Annotated in this window: 12 protein-coding genes and 2 pseudogenes; 3 read left to right on the top strand and 11 right to left on the bottom strand. The window is 35.1% G+C overall.

The genetic code is table 11. The features are described 5' to 3' along the window. Nucleotides 1-12 precede the first annotated feature (12 nt). The 5 genes from ACFFIS_RS02260 to ACFFIS_RS02240 all read right to left on the bottom strand — a co-directional run bounded on the left by ACFFIS_RS02260 (nucleotide 13) and on the right by ACFFIS_RS02240 (nucleotide 7,095). Nucleotides 13-1,155 (bottom strand): acyl-CoA dehydrogenase family protein, encoded by a 1,143-nt coding sequence (locus ACFFIS_RS02260; protein ID WP_390185980.1) that lies wholly within the window; start codon nucleotides 1,153-1,155, stop codon nucleotides 13-15. Between the two features lie 123 nt (nucleotides 1,156-1,278). Next, nucleotides 1,279-1,851 (bottom strand): TetR/AcrR family transcriptional regulator, encoded by a 573-nt coding sequence (locus ACFFIS_RS02255; protein ID WP_390186008.1) that lies wholly within the window; start codon nucleotides 1,849-1,851, stop codon nucleotides 1,279-1,281. Between the two features lie 172 nt (nucleotides 1,852-2,023). Beyond that, nucleotides 2,024-4,468, bottom strand: coding sequence for a DNA topoisomerase IV subunit A (gene parC, locus ACFFIS_RS02250; RefSeq protein WP_390185979.1), 2,445 nt, complete (start codon nucleotides 4,466-4,468; stop codon nucleotides 2,024-2,026). A gap of 37 nt (nucleotides 4,469-4,505) precedes the next feature. Next, nucleotides 4,506-6,467, bottom strand: coding sequence for a DNA topoisomerase IV subunit B (gene parE / locus ACFFIS_RS02245; protein WP_390185977.1), 1,962 nt, complete (start codon nucleotides 6,465-6,467; stop codon nucleotides 4,506-4,508). 211 nt (nucleotides 6,468-6,678) lie between these two features. After that, nucleotides 6,679-7,095, bottom strand: a complete 417-nt coding sequence (locus tag ACFFIS_RS02240; RefSeq protein WP_320378988.1) for a CoA-binding protein — start codon at nucleotides 7,093-7,095, stop codon at nucleotides 6,679-6,681. A gap of 224 nt (nucleotides 7,096-7,319) precedes the next feature. Here ACFFIS_RS02240 and plsY point away from each other — a divergent pair, with 224 nt between their 5' ends. Both plsY and yidD read left to right on the top strand, forming a co-directional pair. Beyond that, nucleotides 7,320-7,901 (top strand): glycerol-3-phosphate 1-O-acyltransferase PlsY, encoded by a 582-nt coding sequence (plsY, locus tag ACFFIS_RS02235; RefSeq protein ID WP_390185975.1) that lies wholly within the window; start codon nucleotides 7,320-7,322, stop codon nucleotides 7,899-7,901. An 82-nt stretch (nucleotides 7,902-7,983) separates the two neighbouring features. Next, nucleotides 7,984-8,223, top strand: coding sequence for a membrane protein insertion efficiency factor YidD (yidD, locus tag ACFFIS_RS02230; protein ID WP_320378987.1), 240 nt, complete (start codon nucleotides 7,984-7,986; stop codon nucleotides 8,221-8,223). A 58-nt stretch (nucleotides 8,224-8,281) separates the two neighbouring features. Here yidD and ACFFIS_RS02225 read toward each other — a convergent pair whose 3' ends face one another. The 5 genes and pseudogenes from ACFFIS_RS02225 to ACFFIS_RS02205 form a co-directional block, all read right to left on the bottom strand. Further along, nucleotides 8,282-8,581 (bottom strand): hypothetical protein, encoded by a 300-nt coding sequence (locus ACFFIS_RS02225; RefSeq protein ID WP_320378986.1) that lies wholly within the window; start codon nucleotides 8,579-8,581, stop codon nucleotides 8,282-8,284. Nucleotides 8,582-8,787: 206 nt separating this feature from the next. Then, on the bottom strand, nucleotides 8,788-9,024 hold the full coding sequence (gene tlp, locus ACFFIS_RS02220; RefSeq protein WP_390185973.1) for a small acid-soluble spore protein Tlp: 237 nt from the start codon (nucleotides 9,022-9,024) through the stop codon (nucleotides 8,788-8,790). A gap of 145 nt (nucleotides 9,025-9,169) precedes the next feature. Further along, on the bottom strand, nucleotides 9,170-9,319 hold the full coding sequence (locus ACFFIS_RS02215) for an FbpB family small basic protein (RefSeq protein ID WP_320379791.1): 150 nt from the start codon (nucleotides 9,317-9,319) through the stop codon (nucleotides 9,170-9,172). A 557-nt stretch (nucleotides 9,320-9,876) separates the two neighbouring features. Further along, nucleotides 9,877-10,116 (bottom strand): annotated as a pseudogene (locus ACFFIS_RS02210) (IS3-like element ISBce13 family transposase); the annotation flags it as partial. A 270-nt stretch (nucleotides 10,117-10,386) separates the two neighbouring features. Beyond that, nucleotides 10,387-10,821: a hypothetical protein gene (locus ACFFIS_RS02205; protein WP_320378985.1), complete on the bottom strand. Its 435-nt coding sequence runs from the start codon at nucleotides 10,819-10,821 to the stop codon at nucleotides 10,387-10,389. 609 nt (nucleotides 10,822-11,430) lie between these two features. Between ACFFIS_RS02205 and ACFFIS_RS02200 the strand changes: the two are divergent. Continuing rightward, nucleotides 11,431-11,613, top strand: a pseudogene (locus tag ACFFIS_RS02200) (IS5/IS1182 family transposase); the annotation flags it as partial. A 118-nt stretch (nucleotides 11,614-11,731) separates the two neighbouring features. On the opposite strand, the gene acnA reads toward ACFFIS_RS02200, so the two are convergent. Next, entirely contained in the window at nucleotides 11,732-14,440 is a 2,709-nt protein-coding gene (gene acnA / locus ACFFIS_RS02195) for an aconitate hydratase AcnA (RefSeq protein WP_390185971.1), read from the bottom strand. Nucleotides 14,441-14,538 lie beyond the last annotated feature (98 nt).

Here is a 14,538-nt window from a genome sequence, read left to right as displayed (position 1 = left end):
GTTTCTTCCAATCTAGCAACCTAATTGTCTAGCTATTACAAGTCGTTGCACTTCAGAGGTTCCTTCACCAATTTCTAATAGTTTTGCATCACGTAAATATCGTTCTACTTCATATTCACGCATATAACCATAGCCACCATGAATTTGGATGGCTTGATTTGCTGAACGAAAGGCTGTCTCCGTAGCAAATAATTTCGCATATGCTGCTTCTTTTGTAAAAGGTTTATTTTGATCTTTTAACCAAGCAGCTTTATACACCATATTTCTTGCTAGCTCTACTTCCATTGCCATATCCGCAAGTTTAAATTGAATTCCTTGGAACTTAGAAATTGATTGGCCAAATTGTGTTCGTTCTTTTGCATAAGCTAAAGCTTTATCTAATGCAGCTTGTGCAATACCAAGACCTAGCGCTGCAATCGAAATTCTTCCACCATCTAATGTATAGAGAAATTGCTTAAAGCCTTTTTGTGGGTCTCCAAGTAAATTTTCTTTTGGTACACGCACCTGCTCAAGTACGACTTCTGCAGTGTCTGAACCACGTACACCCATTTTGTCGTAATTACTCGTTACAGTGATTCCATCAGAATTAGTTGGAACAATAATTGCAGAGATAATATTTCTGCCCCGCTTATCTTTCCCCGTTACAGCTGTAACGATGATTGTCTCAGCAAAACTTGCATTTGTAATAAAGCATTTTTCTCCATTTATGACATATTCATCCCCATCTAGAACCGCTGTCGTTTTTGTACCACCAGCATCTGAACCTGCATTTGGCTCTGTTAAACCAAATGCACCAAGTGCTTTCCCTTCGGCCATCGGGACGAGATAGGATTGTTTTTGTTCTTCCGTTCCAAAATAATAAATTGGACTTGCACCTAGCGAAACAGTGGCTGCAAAACTTAACCCTGTACTACCGCAAATTCTACCAATTTCTTCAACCGCAATCGCATAAGATATCGTGTCTCCACCAGATCCGCCATATTTTTCAGGAAAAGGAATTCCTAACAAACCTAGGTCACCCATTTTCTGAAAAATATCTAGTGGAAACTCCGCACTTGTGTCTATATCAATGGCACGTGGTTGAATCACATCTTCAGCAAAATCGCGTACCATTTTACGAATCATCACTTGTTCCTTCGTTAAATTAAAATCCATTTCGCGGCCCCCTTTTTTATTAAGCAGACTGATTGGTCGGTCAAAAGCAAAAAACGACAATGTATGCGCATACATTTTAATCATTTAAAAAAATATTGTGATCCATTTAACGTGGATGCAGGTCTATGTTTTGACAATTGCATGTAAAATGAGGTCATTAAAATGTTTACCAATTTCCTCTATTGTTTTATGACCCGATCGTTTATACCACTTATATGTCCAGTTTACCATGCCTAATATCGCCATGCTCGTTAAATCAACATCAATTTCTTTTCTAAAATCACCAGTTTGTTGTCCTTCCTGCACCACATTCATAATGATTTCCTTAAATTGTTCTCGTTTTATTCGAATATTCTGTTCGTATTCCGACTTTAAGTATACGCTCTCTTGATAAAATACCGAAATGTGAGGTTGATAAACGTCAAACACTTTTATAAAATCTTTAATAATAATTTCTAGTTTTTTTCGAGGAGCTATACATTTTTGATTAGCTTGATTAGCATGTTTTAAAGCATATGTAATAAAAGTGTCGTGAATGACGTAAAGCAGTTCATCCTTTGATGAAAAATGATGATAAAACCCACCCTTTGATGTACCTGCATTTTGGACAATTTGATTAACCGTCACACCATGATATCCTTGAGATGCAAATAAATGTAATGCTGTATCAATAATCTTTTCACGTAAATCCGAAATTATCACCTCCGACTAATATTTCATTTTACATCTTATCATACTTTTCTGAACTTATAAAGTAAAAAAATAATATCTTCCATATTCCAATTTATAAAGCATAATAAATTCATTAAAAATAGTGGCTGGATAAAACGAAAAGGTCAGACCTTATCCCCAGCCCCTACATTAATCATTAATTATCTTCAAATGGTTTTTCATAGGTAGCTTGACGCCATACTTCAGCAACTTCTCCATCATGATCCGTATCTATTACAAAAGAACCATTACTATACCGATCACTTAGTGGTAATTCGAGTGGAAATACTTGGTGAACGACATCATTATTTGTTCGAAATGCTATGGTTTCTTCCTGGCTGACTATAAAAAATCCTCTTAATTCATGTGGTTTATTTTTTAATTCACGTAACATAATTAGTCCACGACGAGCGCGACTAGATTTCTCAAACTGGCTTAAATTCATTCGTTTACATGCACCTCTTTGGGTTACTGCTACAAGAGATGGTTCCGTTAGATCATCAAACACTTGTCCACTAATCACTTTTTCTCCATTTTTTAAATCAATGGACTTCACACCACCTGCACGTACTCCAACAGGTGATACCTCCGATTCATGATACCAAACACCATAACCTTTATCTGATACAACAAAAACATCGTCATGTCCATTTGTTATGTGTACATTGATTAATTCATCATCATCTTTAAGATTTAATGCAATTAAGCTTCTTGCAAAACGTTGTGCATCGTATAGTTTAAATTCACTCTTTTTGACCATTCCATTTTTCGTGAAAAACATTAAATATTGGTCCTCTGAAAAACTTTTTACTGGCATCGCTTCAATAATATGTTCGTCTCTTTCAAGTGTGACAAAATTAGATAAATGCTGACCTAAATCTTTCCAACGGATATCAGGTAATTCATGAATTGGGAATACGAGGTAATTTCCTTTATTCGTAAACAGTAACAATTTATCTGTTGTATTCACTTCCAATAGGCGAATAAGCCGATCTTCTTCTTTCATTGCAAAATCTTCTCCATTTGAAGCTGCATACGATCGTAAACTTGTCCGCTTCATATAGCCATCTTTTGTAATGGATACAAGTACATCTTCACTTGCAATTAATACATCAATATCTATCGTAATTTCCTCAATTTTATTTTCAATAACCGTTTTTCGCTCATCTGCATACGTTTTTTTCATCACTTGTAAATCTTTTTTTATCGTTTGCATCAATTTCTTTTCACTGTTTAAGATCGCTTCATATTGTGCAATGGCTTTTTGTAATTCATTCATTTCTTTCTCTAAAGCAACAATATCTGTATTCGTTAAGCGATAAAGTTGTAGCATCACAATTGCTTCTGCTTGCTTTTCTGAAAATGAAAATTCTGCCATAATATTTTGCTTTGCATCCTGCTTATCTTTTGAAGCACGAATGGTAGCAATTAATTCATCTAAAACAGATACTGCCTTGATTAAGCCTTCCACGATATGGGCACGTGATCTAGCTTGGTTTAAATCGAAAGTCGTTTGTTTAGAAACAACTTCTTTCTGGTGATCTATATAAGCTTGTAACAATTGTGGTAAGGATAATAACTTAGGTGTGCGATCCAAAATTGCCACCATATTAAAATGATACGTAACTTGTAAATCTGTATTTTTATATAAGTAGTTTAAAACACCTTCACTATTTACATCCTTGCGAAGTTCAATTACGATTCGTAACCCAGTTCGATCTGTTTCATCTCGCACTTCAGCAATGCCTTCTACCTTACGATCTATTCGTAATTCATCAATTTTCTTTACCATATTTGCTTTATTTACTTCAAAGGGAATCTCATCAATCACAATTTGTTGACGTCCCCCACGTATATCTTCAACTCTAGCTTTACCACGCACAACAACCTTGCCTTTTCCTGTTTCATAAGCCTTTTTTATTTCGTCAATGCCTTGGATGATTGCTCCTGTTGGAAAGTCTGGCCCCTTCATAACGGTCATTAATTCATCTACTGTTGCCTGTGGTTGATCCATTTTCATGACAACAGCATCAATGACTTCACCTAAGTTATGAGGTGGGATATCTGTAGCATAACCTGCGGAAATACCAGTAGAGCCGTTTACCAACAAGTTGGGGAACTTAGCTGGTAATACAGTTGGTTCACTTATCGTATCATCAAAGTTCGGTATAAATTCAACGGTTTCTTTATGGATATCTCGAAGTAATTCAGAAGCAATACTCGTTAATCTTGTTTCAGTATAACGCATTGCAGCAGGTGGATCACCATCAATACTTCCGTTATTACCGTGCATATCAATTAATAAATTGCGCATTTTCCAATCTTGGCTAAGGCGTACCATCGCTTCATAGACAGATGAATCTCCGTGTGGATGATAATTACCAATAACTGTACCGACAGTTTTGGCTGCTTTTCGATAATTTTTATCGTGTGTGTTTTTTTCCTCGTACATCGCATAAAGTATTCTACGTTGCACAGGTTTTAATCCATCCCGCGCATCAGGTAAAGCTCGTTCTTGTATGATATATTTACTATATCTGCCGAAACGATCGCTCATCACTTCTTCTAGTGGGAGATCTAAATATTTTTCAGCATTTGTCAATACAATCCTCTCCTTACAACATTAAACAAAACTCATTTTATATACGGTCTGTATGAATTTTTTCATTATCTAATATATTTGCGTCTTCTTCTAAACCAAATGCAACATTACTTTCAATCCATTCTCTTCTTGGGGCAACTTTATCCCCCATTAACGTTGTTACCCTACGCTCAGCCCGCGCTAAATTATCAATAGTAACACGAATCAACGTTCTTGTTTCAGGATTCATTGTTGTTTCCCATAATTGATCTGCATTCATTTCACCTAAACCTTTATATCTTTGAACCATATAACCATTTTTAAAGGTGTCAATTGCTTTTGCTAAATCTGCTTCATCCCAAGCATAAATTATTTTTTCTTTTTTACCTTTACCTTTAGAAATTTTATAAAGTGGCGGAAGCGCAATATATACTTTACCAGCTTCGACAAGTGGCCGCATATAACGATAGAAAAATGTTAATAACAACACTTGAATATGTGCACCATCTGTATCTGCATCTGTCATAATAATAACTTTATCATATTGCGCATCATTAACGTCAAAATCTCCACCAACACTAGCGCCAATCGTATGTACGATCGTTGCAATTTCTTCATTCTTAAAAATATCTTCTAGTTTTGCTTTTTCAGTATTAATAACTTTTCCTCGTAATGGGAGTACTGCCTGAAACTTTCGATCTCGACCTTGTTTTGCTGATCCACCAGCAGAGTCACCTTCCACAAGAAACAGCTCATTTTTTTGGGGATTTCTTGATTGTGCAGGTGTTAATTTTCCACTTAATATGGTTTCTCGTGACTTACGCTTCTTTCCTGAACGAGCATCTTCTCTTGCTTTTCTTGCCGCTTCCCGTGCCTCTTTAGCTTTTATTGCTTTTTTAATTAACAAGCCAGCAATGTCAGCATTCTCCTCCAAGAAATAAGATAAACGTTCGGAAACAACACCCTCAACTGCAGATCTAGCTTCAGATGTCCCTAATTTACCTTTTGTTTGACCTTCAAATTGTAATTTCTCTTCAGGAATGCGCACCGAAACAATCGCTGTAAGACCTTCGCGAATATCAGTACCTTCTAAATTCTTTTCCCGTTCTTTTAATAAACCAGTTCGTCTAGCATAATCATTAAAAATTCTTGTAATACCAGCTCTCGCACCTGATTCATGTGTCCCTCCATCTTTCGTACGTACGTGGTTAACAAATGACAACATACTTTCTGCATATCCATCATTAAATTGAAAAGCAAACTCAACTTCAATATCTTGTTGTTCCCCTTCAAATGATACGACTTCATGTAACGTATCTTTTTCCTCATTTAAATAATGAACAAAAGCTTCTAATCCATCCGGAAAATAAAAAGTTTCCTTCTCATCTGAACGTTCATCAACAAATAATATAGTTAATCCTTTTAATAAAAATGCTGCTTCACGAAGGCGTTCACTGACGGTTTCCGTTTGAATAACTGTCGTAGAAAATATTTTCGGATCCGGCTTAAAATGTATGATTGTTCCAGTCTTTCTAGTATTACCTTTGTCTATTGGGGAATGTGCAGGTTTTCCACCATTCTCAAACCGTTGATAGTGAATTTTTCCATCACGAAACGAAGTGACCTCCATCGATTCAGATAAAGCATTTACAACCGATGCACCAACACCGTGCAGTCCACCACTCGTTTTATAACCGCCTTGACCAAACTTTCCTCCTGCATGTAATACAGTAAAGATAACCTCAAGTGTTGGTCGTCCAGATCGATGCATACCTGCTGGTATACCACGTCCATGGTCTTCCACTGAGATACTATTATCGCTATGTATCGTAACTTTTATTTCATCACCATACCCAGCCAATGCTTCATCAACTGCGTTATCAACAATTTCAAAAATAAGATGGTGGAGTCCTCGATGGTCCGTACTTCCAACATACATACCAGGTCTTTTACGCACAGCATCAAGTCCTTCTAAGACTTGAATGGTATCATCTGAGTAGTTTGTTGATATTTTCTCCATTTAAAAATCGACTCCTTCTATACGTAAATCAAACAACTATGACATTATACTCAAATAAGTATACTATAAGTAATTCTATATTGTATACTCTACAAAACAATTAGGTGATACATTCATATAAAAAGGATGACATCTTCTGCCATCCATAATGGTTCTTTCATCTGTAACTAAGGAATTGTTCATGATACAAGAAGTGAAATTTCTCTTACCTTTATTTCACAAGAACAGCATGTACAACTTTAATACAGCTATCCATCACTACTGTAAAGTTGTGCCTCTGAAGTAAATGATACGCCTCTACGTTTATTACACCTTGTTGCATCCAAAATACATTGCAATCAGTTGTTATCGCTTCTTTGGCTACATCTAGTACAAATTCTGAGCGGCGAAACACATTAATAATATCTATTTTTTCATCGATATTTGTAAGTGAAGCATAAGACTTTTCACCAAGCACTTCGTCAATCATTGGATTTACTGGTATAATACGATAACCAGCATGTTGCATTGCTTTAGCAATTTGATAGGATGTTCGCTCCGGATTATTCGACAAGCCAACGACAGCAACTGTCTTTGCATGTTCTAATATGTACTGCAATTTTTCATTTTGAGGGTTCTGCCATGACATGATATCCGCTCCTTTCTAAAAAATTGCCTACATTGTATAATGTAAATATAATATATGAGGTCTATTGTTAGTTTATCATACAAGTGCTGTATATGTTAGTACAACAACATATAGAGACTTTCTAAATAGCTTTTTTACAACAAATAGTTCTATCATTTAGTACTTCATGATAGAATATAGTATAAAGTTTTATTAACTTTTTTAAATAAGAGAGTAGGATGTATATGGAATATATTGTATTTGGACTAATAGCATACATATTAGGCTCAATTCCTTCCGCACTTCTTGTAGGTAAAATAGGCTTTGATATGGATATACGAGAGCATGGCAGCGGGAATCTTGGTGCTACCAATACCTTTCGTGTATTAGGTGTAAAAGCTGGAATTATCGTGACGCTGGCTGATATTTTAAAAGGAACAATTGCTGTTCTTCTTCCACTTCTATTTGATATGGAAATGCATCGACTCATTATCGGTATTTTTGCCGTACTAGGGCATACATACCCAATATTCGCAAGATTCAAGGGCGGAAAGGCTGTTGCAACTTCCGGAGGAATTATTTTAGGTGTAAACCCAATTTTGTTCGTTATTATGATTGCCGCATTTTTAATCTCTTTATATATTTCAAAATATGTCTCATTATCTTCTATGATAACAGGTGTGGTTGCCATTGGCGTGTCTGCATTTTTTAAAGATATCGGACTAATTCTGATTACATCGTTACTTACGATTTTTGTGTTTTATCGCCATAGGGATAATATAAAACGCATTAAAAATAAAACAGAGCCAAAAATAAAATGGATGTAAGCATTGATGGTTGTCTCTTTGTTCGTATTTCAGTATACTTGTGATAGTAATCTAGACTGAATGAATGAACGGGGTTCACTTGATGAAATATATATTTTTAAGTATCATTCGATTTTATCAAAAATTTATTAGCCCACTAAAACCACCAACATGTCGATTTTATCCTTCTTGCTCAGAATACAGCCTACAGGCAATTAAACGATTTGGAGCGTTGAAAGGTGGATTTTTGGCTATCAAACGTATTGGAAAGTGCCATCCGTTTCATCCTGGGGGCGTAGATCTTGTTCCCGAAAAGAAAAAATCGAAGGCACCAGAGGCATAATCAATATCATAAAGCGAAAGACAAGTGTAATAATATTTTACACACTTGCCTTTCGCTTTTATAAATTAAACTTTTTTATCATGCTCCATTTTTGTTCCTTCATTAATATCTCTCTCTGTTTTTCTCCAAATAGATCAAAGTGAGGATATCCATTTTTATAGTCAATCCATGCAGGGTCTAATCCATATTTTCTACCCCAAGCTTTTAATTTTTGTACATTATTACAGCCGACTTTTGTAACCGTATAACAATTAGGAAACCGCTTATCCATCCAATAGTGCGTTAGAAATGCAACTTCACCTTGTGATACTTTAACTTTCCAAGATTTTAATTCATTCCGTTCAATACCAAAGGCCACTATATCTCACCCACAAACGTTTTTATGTAAACAACATACCATTTCGAAATGTCTCAAAACAATAACCAGTTCTTATAAGATAATATTTATATCAGAAGGGACTTTTTCAAATAATAAACAATCATACTTACATCTCCATTAGTTTAACACAATTAGTCCGGTTACATCTAAAAAACCCCAAATCATATTAGATTTGGGGTTGATAGCTATTTTTGTTGGTCATGATATTCGTCTTTTATTTCTTCTCGCATACCTTGAATTGCTTCTTTTCTTCGTTTGTTCTTATCTTTGATTTGTTCTCTTGCTTCCCCCGAAGAGTATTCTAATGTTTCATGTGATGCTTCTATATTTTCAATTGTATTTTGTACCATTTCTTGAAGCTTTTCAACATTATCACTTCTGTCATCAGGTTTTGGCTCATGTTCAAATTTGCGATTTGTCATGTACCTCATTCTCCTTGTCCATTATTTTAGCACTAGGCCATTTATAGCTTGCTTAAAATTGTATTTTCCTATACAGGATAATAATGTAATTACGAACAGATAAAAAATCCCTAAATGCATACGTCATTCAGGGATCATGATATACTTACGCTTCCTTTTTTGATTCTTTTAAGGATTGGCTTATTCTATTTTCTATGTTTTGTTCAATTTTATCCATCAACTTACGGTCTTCTAAAATTCTTTCTCTATTTACACGAACAAGTTCATCGAATGAGTAACGTCTTTTTAACGAAATGGCAATTCACCCCTTTTGCTAGATCCACTTATAGTAGCAGTATTGCCATTTCGTTAATGACTTATAACTAATTTTCATAACATTTAATCTAAAACATGCATCATTTCTTCCATTATAATTCTTAGCTACTCTTATTGTTAAACCAGCTTCATTACGTAGTGTTCTAAATACTCTTCATAAGCCCTTACAGATGATTGAATGTAACTTCTAATACCATTATGTATCTATCATTTAAATTCTATGTTGGATCTAAGTAAATATTTTGGACATAAATAAGATAAGTTTGTATTTGCACTCTTACGTTTTGTAAAACATATATGTTTAAGGCTTGACATGGAGTCCCTGTGGGCATAACTTTTAAGCCAGGAAGCCAGCTTATTTAAAAACATTACTGGCATGGCAGGAAGGCTATCATACCAGCCTCTCCACGTAAAGCCGTGCACTAATTGTAAGGTGTGCGTTACGCTACATCCCGCAGTAGTTATTCCATTTCCTGTGGTTTTTTATAATTGATACTATCATGGATTCTCTTACGGTTGTATCAGCTTTCGATATATTTAAATAGCAAAATTTTGCTGAATGAAAATCATAATACTATACATGATTTCTTCTTCTCTCTTTAAAAGGGCATGAAATGGCGCTATATAGGAATAATTATCAGAAGGACTTCCCTTATAACTAAAGGAATGTATCATTTTATATTCTTTTATGACTTGTGCAAAGTCATTGCTCGTATATTGGCTCCCAGGATCGGAGTGGAGAATCAGGTCCTTACCTGGTTTCTGTTTATAATAGGCATTTTTTAACGCTTATATAATTAGCTCATTTGTCATTTCACGTAAAATTGAATAAACAACTATTTTCTTTGTGTGTAAATTCATAACAGATGCTAAATAGCACCAGCCGTGTCTTAGCGTATTAATGTAGGTTATATCTCTCCAACCCATTTTTCATTTTTAGAGCTCGTTGAGAAGGCTTTGTTTAATAGAAAGTCACGCTCGATAACCTTTTCTTTACTCGGGGTTGGACGGAACTTTTTCACATCAGTGAAAAATTATAGGATTTTTTTATTCGTTATCCCATTGAAAGTCTTCTGAATCTATTATATTAAAAAGGTGATTATTCCCTATAACCTTATACTTTAAAGATGGTTCTGGTTCTAAGGTAATATAATTTGAAAATACCATAAACGTTAAACGTTTAGCCTCATTTTTATAACGAATATTAATCATATAAAAATCACCATGATTTTCATTAATCTTTCTAACCTTTTTTAGTTCTACGTCATTTGACAGTATTTCATCTATTATTTTTTTATTGGAAATGACTGCAAATTCTTCTTGGTTTTTACCAGTTATTGATAAACTTTCAATATTACTCTGATTTGTCTTCTCTTGTTTTGAGATTACTTCTTGTAGAGTTGTTGTATGATTTGAGTAAATAAAAAAACTAATAAACACAATTATGAGAGCCGGCAATACAAAAAGTACAATTTTCTTCATTTTACAAACCTCCCCTATTGTAAAACGCTTTAATGAATTATACCAATTTTCTTATGGAACTTACAACAGATAATTTAATATTCAAAACAAAAAAGGGGGGTAAACTGCGCATGGCAATTTATCCCCTCTAGGAATAGTGTATTGTGAATTTGCCTTTATTCTTTTATTAAACTTTAGATCTTACATCGAAATCCGTCCATTTTTAGTTCTTGTTCTTAACAGTTTGTATCCACTACCCGTTTATATTCCTGACAAACTTGCTGTTTATTAAATATCCTTGTTTTTAAAGTCATAATCAACTCACATCTAATTATTTTAATGTACATCTATAAAAGAAAGTGTAGAATACAAAAAAGTAAACTGTCAACACTTTTTTGTATTTGGTCTCGGTAATGGTCCATCATTCTTTTGCTTAATTCCATCTTAATTACTTTAAGTATTTACCTATTGGAGGCAACCTGAAGGTCTACTAATAAGTTGTAAGTAAGAAAAGTTTGCTTGCTTACTTACAACTTATTGTAGTTTCACTGCAAACTATAAGTGCCTAACTATTTCTTAACGCTTCAACGATTGCAGAATAGATAGTAAACAATCAAGTTGACTGTCTTTTTGGATAACAAAGGTATCTTCCAAAAGCTTTATCAAGTAAAAATCACGACAGCCCTTCGAAAAATACTGCACCAGCCGCGGTTCTCAAGCATGGAAAATGTTTTCAAACGTCGTAGCGCTATAGAGCGAGTTAACGCATATCTGAGAGAATTCTTCCAGCTCATCAATGTTCGTTATCACTCTTTTAATGTTTTCTTAAGCATTATCTTAAGATGGTTTGTATACATATTAAAGCATATATACAAAAGGAAAAATCAGAAAAGCTCTTGCAACATATGCCACAAGAGCTTTTTCTGATTTATTAATTTGCTAATTTATTACGTAATACCATCTGTAAAATACCACCATGACGATAGTAATCAATTTCAACTTCACTATCGAAACGAGCGATTGCTTTAAATTCTGTTTTCTTGCCATCTTCTGCTACAGCAGTAACGTTCACAAGATCATGCGGTTTAACTGTTTCATCAACTTCGACTGTAATAGTTTCTTTTCCTGTTAAACCTAACTTTTCGGCACTGTCACCTTTTTCAAATTGTAATGGAAGTACACCCATCATTACTAAGTTAGAACGGTGAATACGCTCGAAACTTTCGGCAATAACAGTTTTAATACCTAATAAATTCGTACCTTTTGCTGCCCAGTCACGAGATGAGCCCATTCCGTAATCTTTACCAGCAAGTACGATAAGACCAGTACCTTCTTCTTGATACTTCATTGCTGCATCATAGATAGCCATTACTTCACCTGTTGGCCAGTAAGTTGTATATCCACCTTCAGTACCTGGTGCTATTTGATTTCGAATACGAATGTTTGCAAACGTACCACGCATCATCACTTCATGGTTACCTCGACGTGAACCGTAAGAGTTAAAATTACGCGGTGAAACATCTTTCTCTTGTAAATATTTACCTGCAGGCATATCTTTGGCAATGGCACCTGCTGGAGAAATGTGGTCAGTTGTAACAGAATCCCCAAATTTCCCAATAACACGCAAATCCTTTAATGGTTCGACTATACCAGCATTTTTAGATAAACCCTCAAAGAATGGTGGATTTTGAATATAAGTTGATTCATCATCCCACTCAAATAATGGTTCATCCGTCGTTTGAATTTCATTCCATTTTTCGTTCGAATCAAATACAGTCTCATATTCTTTACGGAATATTTCTGGTACTACTACTTTATTAACTTCAGCTTTAATTTCGTCCATTGTTGGCCAAATATCTTTCAAGTATACGTCTTGACCATCTTCTCCTTTACCGAGTGCATCTTCTGTTAAGTTAATATCGACTGTTCCAGCTAATGCATAAGCAACTACTAACGGTGGTGAAGCCAAATAGTTAGCTTTTACTAAAGGATGGATACGTCCTTCAAAGTTTCTGTTACCTGAAAGCACAGAAGAAACTGTTAAGTCATTTTGAACAATAGATTCTTCTATTTCTGGACGTAGAGGACCAGAGTTACCGATACACGTTGTACAACCGTAACCCACTAAATTAAATCCTAGTTTATTTAAATATTGCATAAGATTAGCATCGTTCAAATAACGTGTAACCACTTTTGAACCAGGCGCTAAAGAAGTTTTAACGAATGCTGGTACTTCTAAGCCCTTTTCAACTGCTTTTTTAGCTAATAATCCCGCACCTAACATTACATATGGGTTAGATGTGTTTGTACAAGATGTAATAGCTGCAATTGCTAAGGAACCTGTTTTCATTACGGAAGTATTTCCATTAGGATGCTCAATTTTTACTTCTTTTTCGAATTCTGATTTATCTAGGCCAAATCCTTGGTTTCCAGCAGGAGCCGTAATTGCTTTATTAAACTCCTTCTGCATTTTTGATAATGGTATTAAATCTTGTGGACGTTTAGGTCCAGATAAGTTTGGCTCTAATTCAGACAAGTCAATTTCTACAACTTCGGTATATTCTGGATCACTCTGTTCGGCATCATACCATAAATCATTTTCTTTACAATATTTTTCTACCAGAGCAATTTGTTCTTCATTACGACCTGTTAAACGTAAATAATTTAATGCTTCCGCATCAACAGGGAAAAATCCACATGTTGCACCGTATTCAGGAGCCATGTTGGAGATAGTTGCTCTGTCCGCTAATGGCATATCTTTTAGACCTGGTCCGAAATACTCAACAAATTTTCCAACTACATTTTTCTCACGCAACACTTGGGTAACTTTTAGTGCTAAGTCTGTAGCAGTTGTGCCTTGTGGGAAGCTACCTGTAAATTTAACTCCAATTACTTCAGGTGATGGGAAATATGAAGGTTGACCAAGCATACCAGCTTCTGCCTCAATTCCACCGACACCCCATCCAAGAATTCCTAAACCGTTGATCATTGTAGTATGGGAGTCTGTTCCAACTAGTGTATCCGGAAATGCATCATACTCTCCATTTTCATTTTCTAAACCATGTACAACATTTGCTAAATATTCAAGGTTAACTTGATGCACGATACCTGTTGCAGGTGGTACAGCACGATAATTATCAAATGCCTTCTGTGCCCAATGTAAAAATTCATAGCGCTCAGCATTACGTTCAAATTCTAACTCCATGTTTGCACGTAATGCATTCCCTGTTCCATACTCATCTACTTGTACTGAGTGGTCAATTACCAAATCTACTGGAACTTCTGGGTTTATTTGGTTAGGTTCTCCACCCATGTCAACCATTGCTTTACGTAATGAAGCTAAATCTACAACTGCTGGTACACCAGTAAAATCTTGTAGAATAACACGCGAAGGTTTAAATGGTACGTCTACACCTTCACCTTCCTTTGTCCCCCACTGTAATAATCCATTTACATGTTCGTCTTTAATAACACGTCCATCATGTTGACGCAGTAAAGATTCTAATAAAACACGAATGGAAAATGGCAAGCGAGATATAGATCCTGCCCCTGCTTCTTCTAATGTTTTCAAGTGATAATAATTGTACGTTTTTCCATTTAATTCAAACTTTTTCTTTGCTTGAAACGCATTTGTTCCCATTAATTTCCCCTCTTTCTGCAAAAATTCTAATTGCTTATCAATTACATTGTAAACTTGACATTCACCAACTCAACTACATGGAGAATCTCAAAGTACAC

The organism is Paracerasibacillus soli (assembly GCF_042432965.1).
Taxonomy (GTDB): domain Bacteria; phylum Bacillota; class Bacilli; order Bacillales; family Amphibacillaceae; genus Paracerasibacillus; species Paracerasibacillus soli.
Note: the sequence above shows the minus strand (reverse complement) of the source record. Positions and strands in the feature narration are given on the sequence as shown.